This is a genomic window from Paraburkholderia fungorum (genome assembly GCF_046027215.1).
GTDB lineage: Bacteria > Pseudomonadota > Gammaproteobacteria > Burkholderiales > Burkholderiaceae > Paraburkholderia > Paraburkholderia fungorum_D.
The window spans coordinates 2,013,149-2,035,939 of sequence record NZ_JAQQEN010000002.1 but is presented as its reverse complement, the minus strand read 5'-3'; the positions used below and the strand labels follow the sequence as shown (position 1 = coordinate 2,035,939).

At 62.9% G+C, this 22,791-nt stretch carries 18 protein-coding genes and 1 pseudogene; 15 read left to right on the top strand and 4 right to left on the bottom strand.

Annotated elements, in window-relative coordinates; translation table 11 throughout:
* Window position 1 precedes the first annotated feature (1 nt).
* From PQR27_RS29655 to PQR27_RS29640, 4 genes are all read left to right on the top strand, one after another.
* Window positions 2–997 (top strand): ABC transporter permease, encoded by a 996-nt coding sequence (locus tag PQR27_RS29655; protein WP_408527141.1) that lies wholly within the window; start codon window positions 2–4, stop codon window positions 995–997.
* A gap of 25 nt (window positions 998–1,022) precedes the next feature.
* Window positions 1,023–2,045, top strand: a complete 1,023-nt coding sequence (locus PQR27_RS29650; protein WP_408527140.1) for a substrate-binding domain-containing protein — start codon at window positions 1,023–1,025, stop codon at window positions 2,043–2,045.
* A gap of 93 nt (window positions 2,046–2,138) precedes the next feature.
* A complete protein-coding gene (locus PQR27_RS29645; protein WP_408528341.1) occupies window positions 2,139–3,026 on the top strand; it encodes an amidohydrolase family protein in 888 nt (295 codons plus the stop codon).
* 158 nt (window positions 3,027–3,184) lie between these two features.
* A complete protein-coding gene (locus PQR27_RS29640; protein WP_408528340.1) occupies window positions 3,185–4,483 on the top strand; it encodes a TAXI family TRAP transporter solute-binding subunit in 1,299 nt (432 codons plus the stop codon).
* A 14-nt stretch (window positions 4,484–4,497) separates the two neighbouring features.
* Here the strand turns inward: PQR27_RS29640 and PQR27_RS29635 are convergent, their stop codons facing one another.
* Genes PQR27_RS29635 through PQR27_RS29620 form a run of 4 tightly spaced genes read right to left on the bottom strand, consistent with a single transcriptional unit; the run spans window position 4,498 to window position 9,007 of the window.
* A complete protein-coding gene (locus tag PQR27_RS29635) occupies window positions 4,498–5,958 on the bottom strand; it encodes an efflux transporter outer membrane subunit (RefSeq protein ID WP_408527139.1) in 1,461 nt (486 codons plus the stop codon).
* A gap of 12 nt (window positions 5,959–5,970) precedes the next feature.
* Window positions 5,971–7,113, bottom strand: coding sequence for an ABC transporter permease (locus PQR27_RS29630; RefSeq protein WP_408527138.1), 1,143 nt, complete (start codon window positions 7,111–7,113; stop codon window positions 5,971–5,973).
* Window positions 7,110–8,054: an ABC transporter ATP-binding protein gene (locus PQR27_RS29625; protein WP_408527137.1), complete on the bottom strand. Its 945-nt coding sequence runs from the start codon at window positions 8,052–8,054 to the stop codon at window positions 7,110–7,112. The genes PQR27_RS29630 and PQR27_RS29625 overlap by 4 nt, the downstream gene beginning before the upstream one ends.
* A complete protein-coding gene (locus tag PQR27_RS29620) occupies window positions 8,051–9,007 on the bottom strand; it encodes an HlyD family secretion protein (protein ID WP_408527136.1) in 957 nt (318 codons plus the stop codon). Before PQR27_RS29620 ends, PQR27_RS29625 begins: the two co-directional genes overlap by 4 nt.
* A gap of 141 nt (window positions 9,008–9,148) precedes the next feature.
* Between PQR27_RS29620 and PQR27_RS29615 the strand changes: the two genes are divergently transcribed.
* From PQR27_RS29615 to PQR27_RS29565, 11 genes and pseudogenes are all read left to right on the top strand, one after another.
* Entirely contained in the window at window positions 9,149–9,832 is a 684-nt protein-coding gene (locus PQR27_RS29615; RefSeq protein WP_408527135.1) for a TetR/AcrR family transcriptional regulator, read from the top strand.
* Window positions 9,833–10,066: 234 nt separating this feature from the next.
* Window positions 10,067–12,811, top strand: a complete 2,745-nt coding sequence (locus PQR27_RS29610) for a winged helix-turn-helix domain-containing protein (RefSeq protein ID WP_408527134.1) — start codon at window positions 10,067–10,069, stop codon at window positions 12,809–12,811.
* Between the two features lie 153 nt (window positions 12,812–12,964).
* The gene (locus PQR27_RS29605; RefSeq protein WP_091808985.1) at window positions 12,965–14,104 is read left to right on the top strand and encodes an acyl-CoA dehydrogenase family protein; all 1,140 of its coding nucleotides are present in this window, start codon (window positions 12,965–12,967) and stop codon (window positions 14,102–14,104) included.
* A 26-nt stretch (window positions 14,105–14,130) separates the two neighbouring features.
* Window positions 14,131–15,318 (top strand): lipid-transfer protein, encoded by a 1,188-nt coding sequence (locus PQR27_RS29600; protein ID WP_408527133.1) that lies wholly within the window; start codon window positions 14,131–14,133, stop codon window positions 15,316–15,318.
* A gap of 72 nt (window positions 15,319–15,390) precedes the next feature.
* Entirely contained in the window at window positions 15,391–16,326 is a 936-nt protein-coding gene (locus tag PQR27_RS29595; RefSeq protein WP_408527132.1) for an SDR family oxidoreductase, read from the top strand.
* 35 nt (window positions 16,327–16,361) lie between these two features.
* Window positions 16,362–17,930: an acyl-CoA synthetase gene (locus tag PQR27_RS29590; protein ID WP_408527131.1), complete on the top strand. Its 1,569-nt coding sequence runs from the start codon at window positions 16,362–16,364 to the stop codon at window positions 17,928–17,930.
* 41 nt (window positions 17,931–17,971) lie between these two features.
* Window positions 17,972–19,129, top strand: a complete 1,158-nt coding sequence (locus PQR27_RS29585) for an acyl-CoA dehydrogenase family protein (RefSeq protein ID WP_408527130.1) — start codon at window positions 17,972–17,974, stop codon at window positions 19,127–19,129.
* Window positions 19,130–19,156: 27 nt separating this feature from the next.
* On the top strand, window positions 19,157–20,158 hold the full coding sequence (locus PQR27_RS29580) for an acyl-CoA dehydrogenase family protein (RefSeq protein ID WP_408527129.1): 1,002 nt from the start codon (window positions 19,157–19,159) through the stop codon (window positions 20,156–20,158).
* Between the two features lie 87 nt (window positions 20,159–20,245).
* Window positions 20,246–21,040, top strand: coding sequence for a crotonase/enoyl-CoA hydratase family protein (locus PQR27_RS29575; RefSeq protein WP_408527128.1), 795 nt, complete (start codon window positions 20,246–20,248; stop codon window positions 21,038–21,040).
* A gap of 66 nt (window positions 21,041–21,106) precedes the next feature.
* Entirely contained in the window at window positions 21,107–22,129 is a 1,023-nt protein-coding gene (locus PQR27_RS29570) for an NAD(P)H-dependent flavin oxidoreductase (protein WP_408527127.1), read from the top strand.
* Between the two features lie 100 nt (window positions 22,130–22,229).
* A pseudogene (locus PQR27_RS29565) lies at window positions 22,230–22,736 on the top strand (class I adenylate-forming enzyme family protein); the annotation flags it as partial.
* Window positions 22,737–22,791 lie beyond the last annotated feature (55 nt).

Below are 22,791 nucleotides of genomic sequence, written 5' to 3'. Positions count from 1 at the left end.
CATGAAATCAGTCACTCATACGATTACGGAGGGGCACGGCCGGCGCAGCGGCGCAGGCCGGCGTCTGCTATCGACGTATCGCACCGAGATTGCCATTGCGATCGCGATCATCGTGATCGAACTCGCGGTCGGCATGATCGTGCCGGCAGCGCTGTCCGGCGGCAATATTTCCAACGTGACGCAGGCAGCCGCGCCACTCGTGATCATGGCCTTCGGCGTGCTGCTCGTGATCATTACGGGCGGCATCGATCTCTCCGTCGGCTCGGTGTTCTCGATGACGGGCATGGTCACGGGTCTGGCAATGGCGCATGGCTATGGCGCGATCGCCAGTAGTTTTGCGGGACTGTCGGTGGGTCTCGTCATCGGCGCGATCAACGGCGCACTTGTCACGTTCGTGGGGCTTGCACCATTCGTGGTGACGTTGAGCACCTACGCGATCGCGGGCAGTCTTTCTTTCATCGTCACCGATGGCCATTCGTTGCCGATCTCGAATCCCGACTACTGGTTGCTGAATTCAGGAACGCTGATTCCCGGTCTGCCGAACTACGCATTGTGGTGCGTGCTGCTGCTGGTCGCAATCGAGTACTGCCTGCGCAAGGTCGTGGCGGGACGGTGGCTGTATGCGATCGGCAGCAGCAGTTCGTCGGCGCGCGTGATCGGCATTCCGGTCAATCGCGTCCGGCTCGGCGCCTATCTGCTTTCGGGACTGTTCGCTTCATTTGCCAGCATCGTCAGCGTGTCCTACATCAGCAATGCGGAAGCCACGGCCGGCTCGAGCCTGATGCTGCAGGCAATCGCAGCGGTAGTGATCGGTGGCGCAAGCCTTTTCGGCGGCACCGGCTCGGCAATCGGCGCGTTGTTGGGGGCGCTGATGATCACGATTATCCAGAACGGCGCGAACCTGATCGGTGTCAACAGCTTCTGGCAAGGCACCGTCACGGGCGTCGTCATTCTCATTGCGGTCCTCGTCGACCGCGTTACCAAGGCCCGGCGCTAGGCACGGGTCAGCTCAGGAGACAAAGATGGACAAGCTCACGTTGCAATCAGCAGGCAGCTTCTCATGCTGGCCGCTCGGCCGGTTGATCGGCGTGTCGGTATTGACGCTCGCCGCGGCGCTCACGTCGCAGATATCGAATGCGGCGGACCGGCAGACCGTCGCCTACATCGCACCCTCGCTGGATATTTCGTACTGGCAGTGGGTGGCGTATGGCGTCAAGCAAAGGGCCAAAGAACTTGGCATGGACTATGTGGAGTTTACTTCGGAGAACTCGCCGGCCAAGCAGATGGACAATGTCCGCACGGCCATGACGCGCGGCGTCAATGCGATCGTGATGGGGCCGGTCAGTTCGACCAGCACGCCACCGGTGTTGCGCCTGCTGAAATCGAAGTCCGTTCCGGTCGCGTTCACAGGCATCGGGCCGCAAGCCGGACAGACGGACTACACGTCGGCGGTCACCGCCAACAACTACGAGACCGGCAAGGCCCAGGGCACCTACGTTTGCAAGCTCGCGAAGGAGCGCGGCAGCAACAAGGTGGCGATGCTGTCGCTGCCGCAGGACCGCGAGAACGCGCAGAAGTATATGAAGGGCGCTCAGGAGTCGTTCAAGGCCGACGGCTGCGAACTCGTGCAGGTGCTCGAGACGCATGGCCTGACCGTCAACGAGGCGGTTGCGCAGGCGAACGATATCCTGACGGCGCATCCGGACGTCAAGGCGATCTATGGCATGTATGACGAAGCCGCAACCGGCGCCGCGAAGGCATTACAAACACGTGGCATGGTCGGCAAGGTGGCGGTGGTGACCGCCGACGGTAGCCCGACGACGATCAAGCTGCTGCGCAACGGCGACATCCAGGGGATTTTCTTGCAGGAGGCAGTGGGACAGGGAATCGACGCCACCACGCAGGTCTTCAATGCGCTGAACCATAAGCCGACCACTCAGGAACTGGCGCTCAAGGAGCCGCTCGTCACCAAGGACACAATCGACCACGCCGAAGCACAAGCGACCGTCAAGCGAGTCTATCCGCCGTCGGCGGGCAATTACTAGGGTAATGCCGCTGATTTCGCGGCGGTACCGCTCGCCCGCGGCGAACGGTACCGCAACACCGACTCACTCCATACGGGAGGCACCATGGACAATCTGCCAATCATCGACCCGCATCATCATCTCTACGATCTCAAGACCGGCAACTATCCCTGGTTGCAGGGGCCGATGCTGGACCGTGTATTCGGCGACTATTCAGCTATCCGCAAGGACTATCTGATCGACGATTTCCTTGCCGATATCAAGAACCAGAATGTCGTGAAAACGGTCCATCTGCAGGTCGAATACGATCATAACGATCCGGTCGCTGAAACGCGATGGCTTCAGAGCGTCGCCGATGCGCATGGCTATCCGCACGGTATCGTCGGTTTCGCGGACCTTGCCGCACCGAATTCCCAGGCCGTGATCGAAGAGCATTGCCAGTTTAAAAACGTGCGAGGCATCCGCCAATGTTTGAACTTTCACCGCGATCCGGTGAAGACGTTCATCGATAGCCCGCACCTCATGAGCGATCCGCAATGGCGCCGAGGTTATGCACTGCTCAAGCGTCACGATTTGTCGTTCGATTTGCAGCTCTATTACACGCAGATGGAAGAAGCGCTGGCGCTCGCACGCGACTTTCCGGATACGCCCATGGTGTTGAATCACACTGGCATGCCCGTGGATCGTGCGCCCGAGGAGATAGACGGCTGGAAAAAAGGGATGACGCTGCTTGCTTCGGCGCCGAATGTTTTCTGCAAGATTTCCGGGCTCGGGATGGGCGACTGGAAGTGGACGGTTGACAGCATCCGTCCGTTTGTCCTGCATGCGATTGGAGCATTCGGTGTAAACCGCTGTATGTTCGCGAGCAACTTCCCGGTCGATAAACTGTTTAGCAGCTACGACGCGGTGTTTAACGCGTTCAAGGAGATTACCCAGGGATTCTCGTCCGATGAACGGCGCTCACTGTTTCACGACAACGCGGAGCGCGTGTACAGGCTATGACCTGGTGGGTGCCGTAAAAAGACAATCTGGTATCGTAGCGGGGCACCTTGCCCGGGGGCACCTTGCTCCGCGCCCATCCCGCGCGGGACAGACCAGACGAGACAGGCCGATCAATGCCCAGGCACAACCCAGCGCTTCACCGTAGCCAGAAAGCCCCGATGTCTCCGGGGCGCCGCAGGCTTCTCATCATTGGCGCAATAGTGCTGCTGGCGGCGTTTGGCTGGTCGCTGGTGGTTCTGCTCAAGCCCGCCATCCAGCGCACGATCGTCATTACAACCGGGGCGGATCACGGCATCTATCGCGGCTTCGCGGATCGCTATGCTCCGCTCCTGAAGCGCGAAGGCATCACGCTCGAGATCCGCAGTTCATCCGGTTCGGTCGAAAATTATCAGCGGTTAAAGAATCCGGACAGCGAATACGAAGTGGGCTTTATCCAGTCAGGCACCACGACGCCGAGCGAAGCCGACCATTTGCAAACCATTGCTGCCGTCTCCTATGAACCGATCTGGGTGTTCTATCGTGGCGATGCCACCGTGGACCGCCTGGCGCAACTGCGCGGCAAAAGGATCGCGATAGGCGTGCGCGGCAGCGGCCTGCTCAACGTGTCCAACGTACTGCTCGGCTATAGCGGCGTCACTGCCGCGAATACCTCGCTGTTGGAAATGGATGCGCTCGCGGCCTATCAAGGCCTCAAAGATGGCCGGCTGGATGCTGCTTTCTTTATCGGCAGGCCCGATGCCTCCATGCAGCAGACGTTACTGCACAGTAATCTGAAGCTGATGAGCTTTGCCCAGGCCGATGCATTGGTGCAAAAATTCCCGTCTCTATCCAGAATCATTTTCCCGCGCGCCTCGACCAGCATCGTCGACGATCTTCCGCCGGCCGATGTCACCCTGCTGGCCGCCACCGCTCTGCTGGTGTCGAAAGACACGATGCACCCCGCACTCGTTTATCTGCTGCTGGATGCCGCCAAAGCGGTCCACGGCGGCGAAGATTACTTCACGCCGCTTGGCGCGTTTCCCAACCTGAACACCAGTGAATTTCCGATTTCCGACGAGAGTACGCGTTACTTCAAAGCCGGCCGGCCGTTCCTGCAGCGCTATCTGCCGTTCTGGCTGGCCAGTTTTGTCGAACGACGCCTGCTGATTCTGGTTCCCTTCCTGGCGCTATTGCTAGGTTTGCTGCAGGCCCTGCCGCGCATGGCGGAGGCGCGGATGAAGAACCGGCTCGTCGTGTGGTATCGCGAGATCAAATCGCTCGAAGACGAAATTTGGGGAATCAAACAGCCGACCCAGCAGCAGATTGCTCAATGGCGCGATGAAATCGAAGACATTGACGCGCATGCGAACCAGATACGGATTCCTTACCGTTATTTTAAAGACGTCTACGCGCTCAAGCAGGCGATTGGCGTGGTACGGAATCGGATTTCCCAGATCGCCGGAAAGGCACACGACTAGCCGGGTAAGCGCGCTTACGGGGCGCTTCCCAGCGTCGGATCGGCCAGGCCACCACCCAGCGACTGAAACAGCGCCGCCGTATCACTCAACCGACTCGCCTGCGCACGCGTCTGGTCCAATGCGGTCTGCAACGCCTGACGTTGCGTGTCGAGCAGACTCAACTGACTGACCCCTCCCGCTGAATATTGCGCACGCGCGATATCGAGGCTGGCGTGTGCCTGCCGGGCGGCATCGTCGCGGGCGCGCAGTTCGTGCGCATCGTTACTGAGCGCGGTGAGCGCGTCGGCGACCTGTTGCAACGCCTGTAGCACGGTTTGCTCATAGCTGGCGAAGGCAGCGTCGTAAGCTGCTTGCGCGGCACGTTTTTTCGCATGGAGTTCGCCACCGTGGAAAATCGGCTGCGTGAGATTCAGGCCGAAATTCCAGACGTTCAGGCCGCTCACAATGTTCTGAATACTGGTGCGCTCAGACCCGATACCAGCCGAAAGCGAAAACTGCGGATACAGATTCGCCGTCGCGACGCCCACGTTGGCGCTGGCCTGATGAAGCAGCGCTTCGGATGCGCGAATGTCGGGACGCTGCCGCGCGAGCGTCGAGGGGAGCGTGACAGGTATGTCTTCCGGCAGATGAAGCGATTCCAGCGTGAGTCGATTGAAATCGGCGTTCGACGGCACGTCGCCAACCAGGATCGCAAGCTGATGATCCGCCTGAGCGAGTTGGGTAGCGAGGGGCGGCAGCGACGCGCGCGTCTGCGCGAGCAGCGTGCGCTGGCTGTTCACGTCAAGTTGCGAAACGCCTCCCGCCGCAAACCGCGCTTCGACAATGGTCAACTGCTGCGCCTGTGCTTCGGCGAGACGCTCGCTCAGCAAGATCTGTTGCTGCAACGAGGCGCGCTGCATGGCCGTCGACACCACGTTGCCGGCAATCGAAAGTCGTGCCGCGTCGAGCTGGAACGCCTGATAGTCGACCTGCGCGAGCGTGGCTTCGAGCGCGCGACGGTTGCCGCCGAAGACATCGAATAGATAGGACACGCTTACCGACGCGTTGAATAGCGAAAACGGCCCCGGGTTCGCGACACTCGGAATGCCGAACGCGGCGAGATCGACCTGTTGCCGCGTCCCGGAGAGCTTCGCGTCGACACTCGGAAACTGTGTCGCACCGGCCTGCGCGTTGTAGTTTTCACGCGCTTCGATCAGCCTCGCACGAGCCTGCGCAAGTGTCGGACTTTGGCTCAGTGCCTGCTCGACGAGACGGTCGAGGTCCGCCGAGTGAAACTGCCGCCACCACATCGGCATTGCCGTGTCCGCGGTGGTGAAGGTTTGTACAGCGCCGTCCTTGCCGCCGGCGGATACCGTATGTGACGGATCCGCGCTTTGCATGTACGTTTGCGTGTCCGGCGCTGCAGGCGTATGGAAGTCCGGCCCCACCGCGCAGCCGCACAGCACGAGTGAACAAAAAATGGCGAGTGGTTTCACTATCGTGTTCTCCTAATCCAGCGTGCGGCGGTAGAAGCGCAATGCAATGGCCATCACGATTGCCGTGAAGAGGGCCATGGGCCACACCGAGGGCCACAGATCCGCCCACCCATTGCCCTTGAGCAGGATGCCGCGAATCAGCCGGTTGAAGTAGGTAAGTGGCAACAGGTTGCCGATGAATTGCGCCCACTTCGGCATGCCCGCGAACGGGAACATAAAGCCGGAGAGCAGGATATTCGGCAGAAAATAGAAGACCGTAAGCTGCATTGCCTGCAACTGGTTTTGCGCTAACGAGGACAGCGTGATACCGACCGTCAGATTTGCCGCGATGAAGAGTAGCGCGCTGAGATAGATGGCGACCACGCTGCCCACAAACGGGACGTGAAAAACATAGCGCGTCGCGACGAGAATGATCGATGCCTGAATCAGACCGATCACGACGTAGGGCACGATCTTTCCGGTCATGACTTCGATGGGCAGCACCGGCGTTGCAAGCAGGTTTTCCATCGTGCCGCGCTCGCGTTCGCGCGTCACGGCAAGCCCCGTCATCATGACGAGAGTCATGGTCAGGATCACGCCCATCAGCCCCGGCACCACGTTGTACTGCGTCACGCCTTCAGGGTTGTAGAGATTGTGAACCTGCACGTTGAACGCACCTTGTGTGCCGTTCAGGTGCGCGAGCGGGCCCTTGAGGTCTTTGTCCGCGACGGGCTGGACGAGGTTCGCCAACGCGCCGACGGCGGTGTTGGTCGCGGTCGGATCGGTGGCGTCGGCTTCGACCAGCAGTGAGGGGTGTTCGCCGCGCAGCAATTTGCGCGAAAAATCCACGGGGACGTTGAGCACGAATTGCACCTTGCCTTGGGCGAGCGCGCGGCGGCCCGCTTCTTCGGTGGGCAACGTTTCGACGATGTCGAAGTAGGCCGAGTTCGTCATGGCCGCAACAAAGCTGCGGGAGAACTCGCTCTGGTCGTGAACGATGACCGCTGTCGGCAGATGCTTCGGGTCGGTGTTGATCGCGAAACCAAACAGCGCCAGCTGGACAATCGGCAGCCCGACGATCATGCCAAACGTGACGCGGTCGCGCCGCAACTGCAGGAACTCCTTGAGGACGATGCTCCACCAGCGCGTCAGCGAGAATACGGTGCGTTTTCTCACGATGCGGCTCCGAAGTTATCTTTCGAACGGCTCATCAGGTAGATGAAGACGTCTTCGAGTCCGGTGCTGATCGGTTCGATGCGCAACGAGGTGCCCGCCGTGGCCTTCCTGACCGCTGCTTCGAGCGCGGCGTGATCGTGCCCGCTGACATGCAGCGCGGAGCCGAACACGACGGTCTGGTCAATGCCGGGCGTTGCGCGAAGCTGCTCGGACAGCTTGCTGAGATGCTCGCCGTGGATCGACCATGTCGCGAGACCTTGCGATTCGATCACCTCACTCGAGGTGCCGCTCGCGAGCAACTTCCCGTAAGCGATATACGCGAGCTTGTGGCACCGCTCGGCTTCGTCCATGTAGTGCGTGCTGACGAGCACCGAAATGCCGTTCGCCGCGAGCCGGTGCAATTCTTCCCAGAAGTCCCGCCGCGCAGTGGGATCGACACCGGCCGTGGGTTCGTCGAGGAGCAGCAGTTTTGGCTCGTGCAGCATGCACGCGGCAAGCGCGAGCCGCTGTTTCCAGCCGCCCGATAGCGAGCCGGTCAGCTGGTTCGCGCGGGTTTGCAGGCCGAGCGATTCGAGCGAGCGGTCCACGGCCTCGCGCCGGTTGCGCATCTGGTAGATGCGCGCGACGAAGTCGAGGTTCTCGCGGATCGTCAGGTCCTCCCAATAGGAAAAGCGCTGCGTCATGTAGCCGACATTGCGCTTGATCTGTTCGCTCTCGCGCAGAATGTCGTAACCGAGGCAGGTGCCACTGCCCGAATCGGGCGTGAGCAAACCACACATGAGCCGGATCGACGTGGTCTTGCCGCTGCCGTTCGGTCCGAGGAAGCCGAAGATCTCGCCGCGCGCGACCTGCAGCGACACGTCGTTGACGACATGCTTGTTGCCGAAGCGCTTGTTCAGACCGTGCACGTCGATCACGTATTGTTGTGCGTCGCCATTCATTGCAGCACCACCGAGACGGGTTGGCCCGGATGAAGCTTCGTTGCATCCGCAACCGACGGGTGCGCCTCGACCATGAAAACGAGCTTGGCGCGGCTCTCGTTGCTATAAATAACGGGTGGTGTGTATTCAGCCTCGCTCGACACGTAAGTGATTTGCGCGGGCACGTCGGCAGAACAGCCATCGCAATGGATTCTCACGTGGCGATCAGGCGTGAGTCGACCCACGATTGTCTCCGGCACGAAGAAGCGCACCTTGACGTTTTGCGGCGGCAGCATCTGCACGATTGGGCTGCCCGCAGGCACCCACTCGCCTTTGCGATACAGCGTGTCGTAGACGAGGCCTTGCGCAGGGGCGGCCACGCGCTTCTGGTCCAGCTTCCATTGCGCCTGCGCGACGGCCGCTTCGGCGGCCGCGACTTGCGCCTGCTGTTCGGCGATCTGTTGCGAGCGGGCCGGCAGGCGGGCCACGTCGACCTGACTGGTGAGCTCGCGGACCTGAGCCGCGGTGGCGTCCGCGTTGGCGCGTGAATCGTCGAGCTGGGCCTTGGCGATGCCGCCCGCGCTGTACTGTGCTTCATCGCGTGTGAGTTGCAGCGATGCCTTGCGTGCGTTGGCTATCGCCTCGGCGAGTTGGGCACGGCTCACGTTGACTTCGGGCGCGCGCTTGCCGGTCTGGATGTCCGCGAGCTGGGCGCGGGCCGCGGCGAGCTGATGCTGGGCCTGGGCGAGCGCGCTGGTTTCGTCGACTGATTCGAGTGAAAACAAGGCAGCGTCCGCGGCGACCGTTTGGCCGCGTGCGACTGACAATTGCGTCAGCTTGCCCGCTTGCGACGAGCCGAGATAGACAAACTCGCCCTCGACATAGCCCTGATAAGTGACGGCGTCGTGGCGCGAACAGGCCGACAGCACGGCGACGAGCAACACAAGAACGGCGGTGCTGGAAATACGTTTCATGACTGACTCCGCAATGAGAGGCGGCAATTGGAGCGTGCGTATGACCTGCAATTTCGCGAGCCAGACGCCGATGAAGTAGAATGGATCATATGTGAATTTGAATTCAAATTCAAACTATTTTCCGGATCGATTCCTTTCACTATGCCAACAGCCAGAAAGAAAACGGCCGCCACCCAGCCAAAGCGGGCTTCGCGCCCCGACGGCGCGGCAACCCGCAATCATCTGCTCGATGTCGCGGGGCGAGTGTTCGCCGAACGCGGTTTCGCGGACGCGACCAGCAAGGAAATTTGCGAACGTGCCGGTACGCCGATGGCCTCGGTCAACTATCACTTCGGCAGCAGGGAGGCGCTTTACGAAGCGGCACTGGTCGAGGCGCACCGGCAGGTCGTGGGCCTCGATGAACTGGTTGCGCTCGCAACTGGCCTGAGCGATCCCAGGGAACAACTTCGCGCAGTGCTGTCCCGTTTCGTGGGTCTATCGACGCATGCGGGCACGCCTTGGGGATTCATGTTGATGCTGCGCGAAGTGCTGTCGCCATCGAAAGCCATTCCGGCGCTCATTGAGAAGGCCGTGCGGCCCAAAGCCGCGTTCCTGCTAAAGATGGTTGGCGAAGTGCTGGGACTGGACCCAACCACACCCGCAGTGCAGCGCGCCTTGTTATTTACGGTGTTGCCCTGCATCGCACTGATGATTGCACCCAAGCAGATGCAGGCTGCGCTTCTGCCGGCGGTCGCTGGGGACAAGAACGCACTGGCGGAAGACTTTATTCGCTTCGTGATGGCGGGGCTCGACGCGATCGCTCTTGCGCACCGGCCTGGTAAGTAGCCGGGCGGGCGATGTGCCGGGAGATTTGCCGCGGCGCCCACCGTTGATTGCAAACTCGCCAACCGGGCGACCTGAGCGAGGCGGCATGGCCCGTTAGCCTGCCCCCCCGCATCGGGTGGGTGACGAGGCAAATGCTCCGGAACGTCGCGGGACAAACCTATAATCCCACCGGTGCATTCCCTCATTACGATGCGCCCCGCTCACCGGGCTCATGCGTTCCCCAGGCTTTTCAGCATGTCAAATTCCGGCGAACTCCAGGTAGACGCGAGTACTAGCCCTCATCGTGCGGTCGAGCACGTCACCAGCACGAAGTTAATCCCGCCGCGTGGGGCGCGTCAGCTGATGCCTCGCCAGGCCTTGATGGCGCGGCTGATCGAAGCGCGACGCCAGCGTTGCGTGGTGATTCAGGGGCCAGCGGGAAGCGGCAAGACCAGCGCGATGCTTGCCTGGCGGCAGGCGATTCTGACGCTCGACTTCGATGTGGCGTGGCTGTCGCTGGGGCCGGAAGACAACGATCTGACTTCGTTCTTTAGCGGCCTGCTGGCGAGCCTCGCGACCGTCGACGAATCCATTACGAGCGAAGCCGAACTTCTCGCGGGGCGCGACGGGGACCATTGCGCGGCGGAACACTGGGTAATTACGCTTGTGCGCGGCATGGCGAGCCGCAAGCGCGACCTGATGTTGATGCTCGACGATGTTCAATACCTCGAGGATCCACGGATTTTCGAAGCGCTACGATGGCTTCTCGACTACGCGCCCGCGCAGTTTCACGTGGTGCTGGCCTCGCGTCGCGCGCTGCCGCTGTCGCTGGCGCGTCTGCGCTCGCAAGGTCTTGCCGCCGAGATCGATCTTCGTGATCTGCGGTTTTCGCCGGAAGAATCCGAGCGGTTCCTGTGCGAACAGCTGGGCCGAATCGAAAAGCGCGACGCCCAGGCGCTGCACGAACTGACCGATGGCTGGGCAGCTGGCTTGCAACTGTTCGCGATCGATCTCAAGGCGAAACGCGGCGCGGCTTTCGCACCCATGGAGGTGCGCGACGCCGAAGCTTTCGCGCGCTACTTCGAGCGTGAGGTGCTGGTGCGCCTCGCGAGTGACGATCTGCTTCTGCTCACCCGTGCGGCTGTATGCAGCCGTTTTTGCGCGCCGCTATGCGCGAAGTTGCTCAAACATACCGGCTCCGTCGGCGAGATCGCCGGCAGACTGGCTCACCTCGACGCAGACAACCTGTTCATTACGCAGATCGGCGGGGGAACGGATCGCGCAACCTGGTATCGCCTGCATCCCTTGTTGCGCGAAGTTCTGCTGCGCCGGATCACCGGGCTGTCGAAGGCGGATCAGCGCGAATTGCATGTCGCCGCGTGGCACTGGTTCGATACGCAAGGTTACATCGACGAAGCCGTCCATCACGCAGTACTGGCCGACGACGCCCAGGCAGCGGCGAACATGGTGGAAGGATGTGCGCACAATCTGCTCGTGCGCGGTGAGCTCAGGCAGCTTGCAGGACTGATACGCCGCCTGCCGCCCGAACAGGTCACGGCGCGCTTCGATCTGCATGTCGTGCTGGCGTATCTGCAAATGTATGCCGGCGAAACCGACGCGCTCCTGCAGAGCATTCAGCAAATGGAATCTCGCAGCGAGCGCCGCGGCCCGCGTCAACGCTATGCACTCGCGTTGCTGCGCGGCGGGCTGGCATTGCAGCGCGACGACACCGACTCGGTTGTGGCCTTGCTGCCCGAACTGCAACGCGTCCCGCCTGATGCCGACGATTTCATCTTCGCAGGACGCGGCAATGTCCTTTCGTGGATGTTCATCCACCGCGGTGAATACGATCAGGCCCGCAAGGTACTGGAAGAAGGCGCGCCGCATGACGGGGCGCCGCGCGGCATCCTGCTGGGGCGCTGCATGGAAGGCATGACACATGCCGCCGAAGGTCAGGTGTTGCTCGCCGAGCGGGTCTTTTGCGATGTGCTGAATGAGGCCGAAAAGCAGGGCGCTGCGTATGTCGGCATCGCGTGCATGGCGGCCGCGCTGCTCGGTGAGGCGCTTTATGAGCTGAATGATGTCGAGGCCGCGCTGCCGCTACTGGAAAAGCGTATCGACGTGCTCGAGCGTGTGTCGATTCCGGACACCGTATTGCGCGCCATGCTGGTGCTGGCAAGTGCGCACTGGCTCGCTGGCCGCCGGCTCGAGGCGCGCGAGTGTCTCGGCCGTCTGGAGGATTACGCGAAGCGTCATCGCGTGGATCGCCTGCTGGCCAATGCGCTCCTTCTGCGTTCGCGCTGGCTGCTGGAAGAGGGACGGGTCGACGAAGCCGACGCGGCCTTGCTGAGCTGCGAAGCGCTGGCGAAGCGTTACTCGGGCGCTGTGCGCAGCACGGCATGGGAAATCAGCGTGTGTGCCGATCTTGCGCGTATCGCCATGTGCCTGCACATGAACGACTTCGACGGCGCGATGGACCGCCTCAAGCCGCTTGGCGCGCTATCCGAAGCGGGAGGACGGTGGTGCCGCGTGGCCGGCCTGCGCTTGCAGATGTCGATTGCGGAGAAGGGCCGGCACAACCATAAAGCTGCCCGCGAGCATCTCATCGCGGCGTTGCGTCTGGGACATCGGCTTGGCCTGATGCGCAGTTTGCTTGGCGTGCCAGGCCAGCCGCAGGAGATGCTCGGCGCTCTGCTGGCAGAAGAAGCCTTCGATCCGGTTCTGGCCTTCTACGTGCAGCGTTTGATAGAGGCGGGACAGGCGCGTGTGCCTGTCGAATCCAAAGTGTCTGGCGTGGACGGTGCGCTCGGGCTGCTCAGCGAACGTGAAAATGAGGTGTTGAATCTGCTCGCGCTCGCACTGCCGAATAAAAAAATCGCCCGTGTCATGGATGTATCGCTCGACACGGTGAAGTGGCATTTGAAAAATATCTACCGGAAGCTCGACGTGTCCGGGCGTGATGGCGCTGTCGCGAGGATGCGCGACCTGAGCGCGGGGTAGCCGCGTCTCATCCCTACCCACGAATTTGCTGTGCAGCCTACTCCACCGGGGTAGGCTTTTTTTTGCCGTCGCCGCGCAGAATAGCCTCATGAAAACAGCGCGCGGGTTGTCCATCAAGCGCTGCCAACGCAATCAATCGACGAGGAGCGTGAGGTGGAAGTCAAGCGTAATGTCTATCGCGAGGACCACGAGATGCTGCGCGAAACCGCGCGGCGTTTCTTCGAGCGCGAGTGTCTGCCGCGTCAGGCGCAGTGGGACGAGGCCGGCTGCGTCGATCGTGAGACCTGGCTGAAGGCCGGCCGGGAAGGCCTGCTATGTGTGACCGTCCCCGAGGAATACGGCGGCGGCGGTGGCGATTTCGGTCATTCGGCGATCGTCGCGGAAGAGTTGCATCGTGCCGGTGTCTCGGGCTTCAGCTATTCCGTGCACTCCGATATCACCGCGCCCTACATCGTGCGCCTCGGCACGGAAGAACAGAAACGCAACTGGTTGCCGCCGATCTGCCGTGGCGAGAAGATTCTCGCCATCGCGATGACCGAACCCGGCACGGGTTCCGATCTGAAATCCATCCGCACTACCGCGGTACGCGACGGCGACGACTACGTCATCAACGGCAGCAAGACCTTCATCTCGAACGGCCTGAACTGCGACATGGTGGTGGTGGTCTGCAAGACGGACCCGTCGGCGGGCGCGAAGGGCGTCAGTCTCATCATGGTCGAGACTGACCGCGCGGGCTTTCGCCGGGGCCGCAAGCTGGAGAAAGTGGGCCAGGCTGCGGCCGATACCGCCGAACTCTTCTTCGACAACGTACGGGTGCCGGCAAGCAACCTGATCGGCAACGAGAACGGCGGCTTCATCCACCTGATGGAAGAACTGCCGCAGGAGCGCCTGATCATTGCGGTGTATTGCGCAGCGAAGCTGGAGCGGCAACTCGAACTGACGCTGCAGTATGTGAAGGACCGCCGTGCGTTCAATCAAACCGTGTGGGATTTCCAGAACACCAAATTCAAGCTCGCCGATGTGAAGGCCCAGGCCGTCGCGGTCCGCACGCTCGTCGACTACTACATCCGCGAGCATATGGAGCGCAAGCTCACGCTGCAGGAGGCGGCCATCGCGAAGCTGTTCGCGACCGAAGCGATGTGGAAGTGCATCGACGAAATGGTCCAGCTGCATGGCGGTTACGGCTACATGCTGGAGTATCCGATTGCTCGCGCGTTTGCCGATATGCGGGTGACACGCATCTTCGGCGGGACCAGCGAGGTGCTGCGCGATCTGATCTCGCGCAAGCTGTAAGTCTCCCTAACTTTTGAGGAAGCATCATGAGCGAAAAAGTACTGGTGGCGGGCGTCGGGATGATCCAGTTCGCCAAACCCGGGGCTAGCCAGAGCTACACCGAAATGGGCGCCGAAGCGACCCGCCGCGCGCTGGCCGATGCGGGCATTGCCTACGATCTCGTGCAGCAGGCGTTCGCCGGTTATGTCTACGGGGACTCCACGTGCGGTCAAACCGCGCTGTACGAAGTGGGCATGACGGGCATCCCCATCGTCAACGTCAACAACAATTGCTCGACGGGGTCGACCGCGCTCTATCTCGCGCGCCAGGCGATCGCCACCGGTGACGCCGACTGCGTGCTGGCACTCGGTTTCGAGCAGATGCAGGCCGGCGCGCTGAAGTCGCACTGGGACGACCGCCCGGTGACGCGCGCACGCTTCGTGCCGATCATGCATGGTCTCACCGCCGACCTCGCACACCTTCCACAGGCGCTGCGTACATTCGGCGGTGCGGGCCGCGAACACATGCAGCGCTACGGTACGCGCATGGAAACCTTCGCGGCGGTACGCGCCAAGGCGAGCCGCCACGCGGCGAACAATCCGCTGGCCCTGTTTCGCAAACAGGTGACGACCGAAGACGTGATGAACGACACGGTGCTGATGCCCGGTGTGATGACACGTCTGATGGCCTGTCCGCCGACTTGCGGCGGCGCCGCGGCGATCCTCGTCTCCGAGAAGTTTGCGAAGAAGCACAACTTGCGCACGGATGTGCAGATCGTGGCGCAGGCGTTGACCACGGATCCGCCCGCTTCGTTCGATCCGCCGTCGATGCTCAATTACGTGGGCACGCACATGACGCGCTCGGCCGCGAACAAGGTCTACGAGAAAGCAGGCATTGGACCGGAAGACATCGACGTGTGCGAACTGCACGACTGTTTCGCGCACAACGAAGTCATCTGCTACGAATCGCTCGGGTTCTGTCCGGAGGGCGGCGCCGAGAAGTTCGTCAGCGACGGCGACAACACGTATGGCGGGAAGGTGGTGGTCAATCCGTCGGGCGGCCTGCTTTCCAAGGGACATCCGTTGGGTGCGACGGGCCTGGCGCAATGTTATGAGCTGACCAACCAGCTGCGCGGCACCGCCGATCAGCGCCAGGTGCAGGGCGCGAGGCTCGCGCTTCAACACAACCTCGGCCTGGGCGGCGCGTGCGTGGTGACGCTGTACGGCAAGCACTGAACCCGCGAATACAGACGGGGTGGCACGTCGTGCCCCGCGTCAGCCTACCTGAAAGAGTACTGAGGATTCCCCATGGAGCAGCTTTGTAAAAATCGCGTTGTTGTCGTCACCGGCGCCGGACGAGGCCTCGGACGCGAATACGCGTTGGAGTTCGCGCGCCAGGGCGCGAAAGTCGTGGTCAACGATCTTGGCGGCAAGGGCGATGGTTCCGGGTCGGCGAGCGGCCCCGCGCTTGACGTGGTCGCCGAAATCGAAGCGCTCGGCGGCCAGGCTGTCGCGAACTTCGACGACGTGGCCGACTGGGCCGGCGCGAAAAACATGATCGACACGGCGATTTCCGTGTTCGGCGGACTCGACGTGCTGGTCAATAACGCAGGCATTCTGCGCGATCGCACGCTCGCCAACATGAGCGAGGAAGACTGGGACTCGGTGATTCGCGTGCACATGCGCGGCACCTTTGCGCCGTCGCGCCACGCCGCCGCGTACTGGCGCGATGAGGCCAAAGCGGGTCGCCAGCGGGTCGCGCGGCTCATCAACACCAGCTCGTCGTCGGGGCTGTATTGCAACCCGGGCCAGGCCAACTATGGTGCGGCGAAAGCGGGCATCGCGGCCATGTCGGTGATTGCCGCCCGTGAGCTTGAGCGCTACGGTGTGACCGTGAACGCGATTTATCCGACCGCGATGAGCCGCCTGACCGAGGACGTCTTCGCGGCGCGGCGCGACGAATTCACCGCTGGCGCCGCACCGGGCTTCGATCCGCTCGACGCCGGTAACGTCGCGCCGCTGGTGGCATGGCTTGGCAGCAATGCGTCAAGTGGCATTACCGGCCGTGTATTCGGCGTGCGCGGCGGCCGTATCACGGTTGCCGAAGGCTGGCGTGCCGGCCCGCGCATCGAAAAGGACGGCCGCTGGGACGCAGCCGAACTCGGTGCGCTGATCCCGGGGCTGGTGGAAGAGGCCGCGCCAAATGCGTTGACCTCCGGTGAGATTCCGGCGGCGGTGGCGTAAGCGCTCCAACCGTGTTGCATTGCAGGAGAGTGAGCATGAGCGGAACCCCGAAGTACCTCGGCGACCACGCCGCATTGACACCGGACAAGGCCGCCGCGATCAACAGCACGAGCGGCGACGTCCTGACCTATCGCGAACTCGACGAGCGTTCCAATCGCTTCGCACAATGTCTGTATGAGGCGGGGCTGCGGCGCGGCGACCATATCGCGATGGTGCTCGAGAACAACATACGCTGCTTCGAGGTGTGTTGGGCGGCGCTGCGTTCGGGCCTGATGATCACACCGGTCAACCGGTTTCTGACGGCGCCGGAAGCGGCCTTCATTATCGAAGATAGCCATGCGCAAGTGGTGGTCAGTTCGTATGCAATGCGTGAGCTCGCGAGCGAACTGACCGGCATGATGCCGACGTGCCGTTTGCGGCTGATGGTGGACGGCATCATCCCCGGCTGGGAGAGCTACGAAGCGCTCACCGGTCAATACCCCGCGACCCGTCTTGCCGACGAATGGCTGGGCGCCACGATGATTTACAGCTCGGGCACAACTGGCCGTCCCAAGGGCATCATTCGCGCGCAGCCCCAAGGGCGAGTAACCGAAGGTTCCGGCTCCGCGCGCCGCCCACAGTTCGAGCGTTATGGCTTCGACGCGCAAACCGTGTACCTGTCGCCGGCGCCGCTCTATCACACCGCGCCGCTCGGCTATGGGCTGGAGACGCAGTTCGGCGGTGGCACGGTGGTGTTCATGGAGAAGTTCGACCCGCTCGACGCGCTGCGCGCGATCGAACGCTATCGCGTCACGCATAGCCAGTGGGTGCCGACCATGCTGATCCGCATGCTCAAGCTCGACCCTGAAGTGCGCAATGCTGTCGACCTGTCGAGCCATCGGGTGGCGATCCATGCAGCCGCACCGTGCCCGCAGGAGATCAAGCGGCAGATGATCGACTGGTGGGGGCCGATCATCGAAGAGTATTACTCGTCGACCGAAGGCAACGGCGTGACCACGCTCAACACCGAGGAGTGGCTCGCGCATCCGGGTTCTGTCGGCCGCGCGTTGCTCGGCGTCATTCATATCTGCGACGACGAAGGCAATGAGTTGCCGGTGGGCGAAACCGGGTCCGTCTATTTCGAACGCGACGCGTTGCCGTTCCACTATCACAACGATCCCGACAAGACACGCGCCGCGCAACATCCCCGCCATCCGGCGTGGACCGCTGTCGGCGACATCGGTCATGTCGACAGCGACGGCTATCTGTATCTGACCGATCGCAAGGCGTTCATGATCATCTCGGGCGGCGTCAACATCTATCCGCAAGCGATTGAAGACGCGCTAGCCGTGCATCCTGATGTGCAGGATGCGGCGGTGATCGGCGTGCCCGATGCCGAGATGGGCGAGCAGGTCAAAGCGATTGTCGAACTGACGCCCGGCATCGCGCCATCGGACGCGCTTGCGGAACAACTCCTGGCTTATCTGCGCACACGGGTGGCGCGCTACATGGTGCCGCGCTCGATCGAGTTCATCGACACGATGCCGCGGCTGCCTACCGGCAAGCTGTACAAGCAGGGATTGCGTGAGCGCTATGGCGCGCGGGCGGAGCGCGCGGCTTCATAGCCCGCAGCGGTGCGGCGACTACAAAAAATCTGGAGTGAGACGTGAACAACCTGTTGGATGCTTTCCACCTGACGGCGCTGCCCGCCGAGGCAGAAGCCTTTCGTGCGGACGTGAAGCATTTTCTCGACGAACACCTCCCGCCAGCGGCAGCCGACGTTCGGGCGCGGTCGTGGATGGGCTTCGACGCGGACTTCAGCCGACGCCTCGCGGCGCGCGGCTGGATCGGGCTGACGTTGCCGGCGAGTTACGGCGGCGCTGGCATGGACGCGTTCCGCCGCTTCGTGCTGGTCGAGGAACTGTTGGCGGCGGGCGCGCCGGTCGCCGCACACTGGATCGCCGACCGTCAAAGCGGTCCGCTGATTCTGCGCTATGGCACTGAGGCGCAAAAGGACTTCTACCTGCCGCGCATCTGTGCCGCGAGCGCGTTCTTCTGCATCGGCATGAGCGAGCCTGACTCGGGTTCCGACCTCGCGAGCGTGCGCACGCGCGCGGTGCGCTGCGACGGCGGCTGGCGTCTGACCGGACGCAAGATCTGGACGACCAATGCGCAGCAATGCCAGTACATGATCGCGCTGGTGCGTTCGTCCGGCGTGCCGGAAGACAGGCAGAAGGGTCTGTCGCAATTCATCGTCGATCTGTCGCTGCCCGGCGTCAACGTGCGGCCAATCGAGGATCTCACTGGCGACGCCCACTTCTCCGAAGTGACTTTCGACGACGTATTCCTCGCCGACGACGCGTTGATCGGCGATCAAGGCGCAGGCTGGCAGCAGGTGACGGCCGAACTCGCCTTCGAACGCAGCGGCCCCGAACGGCTCTATTCGAGCGTCGTGCTGCTTGACTGCTGGAGCGCGCAACTGCGCCGCCGCGGCGCCAACGACGCCGAACTCGCCTTGCTCGGCTCCTTCGCGACGCAACTGGCCACATTGCGCTGCCTGTCGATTGCGGTGACGGCGAGGCTCGCGCAAGGCGAAAGCCCGGTGGTCGAGGCAGCGCTCGTCAAGGACATCGGCACCGAGTTCGAACAGGCCATTCCCGCGCAACTGGAAGCCGCGATCAGCGCGGACCCCGCCCAAACCATCGATCCCGAGTTGTATCGCACGGTGGCCTACCTCAGCCAGATCTCGCCCACCTTCTCGCTGCGCGGCGGCACGCGCGAAGTGCTGCGCGGCATGATCGCGCGCGGACTTGGTTTGCGCTAACCCATCCGGACCAGGAAAGACACCAGCATGTTCACCGAAGCCATCGAAGCTATCTTGCGCGACCGCGCGACACCCGAAGCGATCCGCGCGATCGAGAACGACGGCGCGCCCGCGTCCATCTGGAACGAAGTGGAGGAGGCCGGATTTCTGGAGTTGCTGACGCCGGAAAGCGCGGGCGGCGCCGGATTGTCGCTGCCGGCGATTGCGCCGATTTTTACCGCCATTGGACGCTACGCGGTACCTGTGCCGCTCGCGCAGAGTATCGCGGCGCGCGCGCTATTGCGCGACACGGGCGTCGCTGCGCCTGCCGGGCTGACGACGCTCGCCGGCGCCTGCCGCCGTCGCGAGGACGGCTCTCTGGAGGCGCCGCTGGTGCCGTTCGGCATGACCAGCGATCACGTGCTGGCCAATGTCGACGGAGATCTGCTGTTGCTCGACGCAGCGCGAGCCGAGCGCAAGCGATGCGGCGTGCACGGCAGCTTGACCGGCGCGCTCAGCTGGCGTCCTGAGGCTGTACCCGCCGCGCTCGGCTCGAACGGCGCGGAGGTGCTGCTGTTCAGCGCGGCGATTCATGCGGCCGCCATCGCCGGCGCGATGGATCGCGTGTTCGCCATGACGCTGCAGTACTGCAACGATCGCTCGCAATTCGGCAAGTCGATTGGCAAATTCCAGGCCGTGCAGCATCAGTTGAGCGTGATGGCCCAGCACGTGGCGTCGGCGGGCATCGCGTCCGAGCTGGCATTCTCCGGCGCGGGCGCCGTACCTGAGCGGCTCGCGACCGCCATCGCCAAAGCGCGCACGAGCATGGCGGTGCCGCTGGTGGCGTCGACCGCGCATGCGTTGCATGGCGCAATCGGTGTCACCGCCGAATACGATCTCCAGCTTTATACCCGCAGGCTGCACGAATGGCGCATGGCGGATGGCTCGGAGGCATTCTGGAATCGCATGGTGGGGAACGCAGTCCTGACGCAACAGCAGACCACGATCGCGGACTTCGCGCGAACCGCTCCATACCGCGTGGCCGCGTGAACGAACGAATGGTTGACAGCCCGTCTGTGTGCGCCTCGCTGGCACCGGCGGCAGACCCTTACAGCAGCGGAGACGCTTAGACATCCTATGAACCAATTTCTGAACTACGAACAGGACGGGCACATCGTCACGCTGACGATGAACGAACCCGAGCGGCGCAATCCACTCACCGGCAACACGGCGGTGCAGGAGTTCCTGGCGGCGATCGCACGGATCGAGGCCGACCGTTCCGTGCGGGCCGTGATCCTGACGGGCGCCGGCACGGCGTTCTCGTCGGGCGGCAATATCCACGACATGGAACGGCATGCGTCGGGCGGCGTGCCCGGCATGGAGATTCGCCAGGACTACCGGCGCGGCATTCAGCAGTTGCCGCTGGCGCTGTTCAATCTGGAGGTGCCGGTTATCGCCGCCGTGAACGGCGCGGCGATCGGCGCAGGGCTCGATCTCGCCTGCATGTGCGACATCCGCATCGCGTCCGAGCTCGCGAAATTCGCCGAGAGCTTCGTCAAGCTGGGCATCATTCCCGGCGACGGCGGCGCGTGGCTGCTGCCGCGCATTGTCGGTCTGTCGCGCGCCGCCGAGTTGACCTTCACCGGCCAGATGATCGATGCGCACCAGGCGCTCGAATGGAATCTGGTGTCCCGCGTCGTGCCGCACGATGCGCTGCTCACGACCGCGCAGGGTCTCGCGCGCTCGATTGCCGCCAATCCGCCCCACGCAGTGCGTCTTGCGAAGCGACTGTTGCGCGAAGGCATGCATTGCCGTCTGGATACGCTGCTGGAAATGTCGGCGGCTTATCAGGCGCTCTCGCATCAGACGGCTGATCATCGGGAAGCGGTCGCCGCGTTCGTCGAGAAACGGTCACCGTCGTTCAATGGATAGAGCTGTCGCAAATCGCGTGCCGCGCGATGCCGCGGCGCGCGCAATGGCTCTCGTGAGGTAGTGATCATGCAAAGCTTTCGCACCCGCATTACTGATTGCTTCGGCATCCGGCATCCGATCCTGCTCGGCGGCATGCATCACCTCGGTGAGTCAGGCATCGTCGCGGCCGTTGTGAATGCCGGTGCGATGGGCTTTATCACCGCGCGTTCGTTTAGCAGTGCGGATGCGTTGCGCAGCGATTTGCGCCGCTGCCGGACACTGACTGATGGCCGGCCCTTCGGCGTGAATCTGACTTTGTCGCGCCGCGCCGAACTGAATCGCGATGTCGCCGGCTGGATCAGGATCGCGCTCGAAGAAGGTGTGCGTCACTTCGAAAGCGCGGGCGCCTCGCCCGAGCAACTGGTCGAGCCGATTCAACAGGGCGGCGGCTTGCTGATTCACAAATGCCCGAGTGTGCGCCACGCATTGAGCGCGCAACGCCTCGGTGTGGATGCGGTTGCACTGGTCGGCCTTGAGGAAGGCGGACATCCCGGTGCCAATCAGCTGTCCGCCTTTGTGAACGGCGCTTACGCCCTCGAGCAGATTCGTATTCCGCTCGTGATCGGTGGCGGTATCGGTAATGGACGTCAGATTGCCGCCGCCCTCGCGCTCGGCGCCGATGGCGTGGTGATGGGCAGCCGCTTCATGGTGGCCGCGGAAATCGTTGCACACGACGCGTTGAAGCAGCGCATCGTCGCCGCCGACGCGCATTGCTCGACAGCGATCCTCGCGTCGCTCGGCGACACCTGGCGCGTGCTGGACAACAAGGCCGCGCGCGAGGTTCAGCGGCTCGAAGCCACGGGTGCTAGCCAGCACAGCGACTTCGGCGATCTGATCCTGTCGTCTCGGACGCGGCAACGCGTCTATCAGGACGGCGATGTCGAAGCCGGCATCGTCTCGCTCGGCCCGGCGGGTGGTTTCGCGGATGCGATTGTTCCGGCCGCACAGATCGTCGAGCGGTTGATGAGCGATGCGGCGCACGCAGCACGCGCGTTCGCTCGGCGTGTGGTCGACGTGGACGCGTACTGCAGTTCGGCGCAAGTGGCCTGAAGCACGCGTTTCACCAACGCGTGCGAGGTCCGGCGCGGCCCGCGGCGCTCTTTAATGTTCATACACAGCCAGGGAGACAAGCATGTATTTGACCCAGGGCGGCAACGAGGTTCCGCGCGGCACGGTCGGCGAGATCGTGGTGCGTGGGCCGAACGTCATGGCGGGTTACTGGAAGAAGCCCGAGGACACCGCACAGGCCGTCCGCGACGGTTGGCTGCATACCGGCGACGGCGCCTATATGGACGCGCAGGGCTACCTGTACATCGTGGACCGCATCAAGGACATGATCGTCAGCGGTGGCGAGAACGTTTACTCCGCCGAAGTGGAGAGCGTGATCGTTCGTCATCCCGCGGTCGCCGCGTGCGCGGTGATCGGTATTCCGCACGACACATAGGGCGAAGCCGTGCACGCCGTCGTCGTGCGCAAGCCGGGCGCGACCGTCGGCGAAGACGACATTCGCGAACATTGCCGCCAGTTTATCGCCGGCTACAAATGCCCGAAGACGGTCGAGTTTCGCGAGCAACTGCCGTTGTCGGCTGCCGGCAAGATTCTGAAGCGCGAAATCCGCGCACCGTATTGGGCGGGCAGGTCACGCGCCGTCAATTAACCCACTTCGCCACCGGGCCCGCGCAGGGCACACTTTCCAGGCGGAATGAAATGGC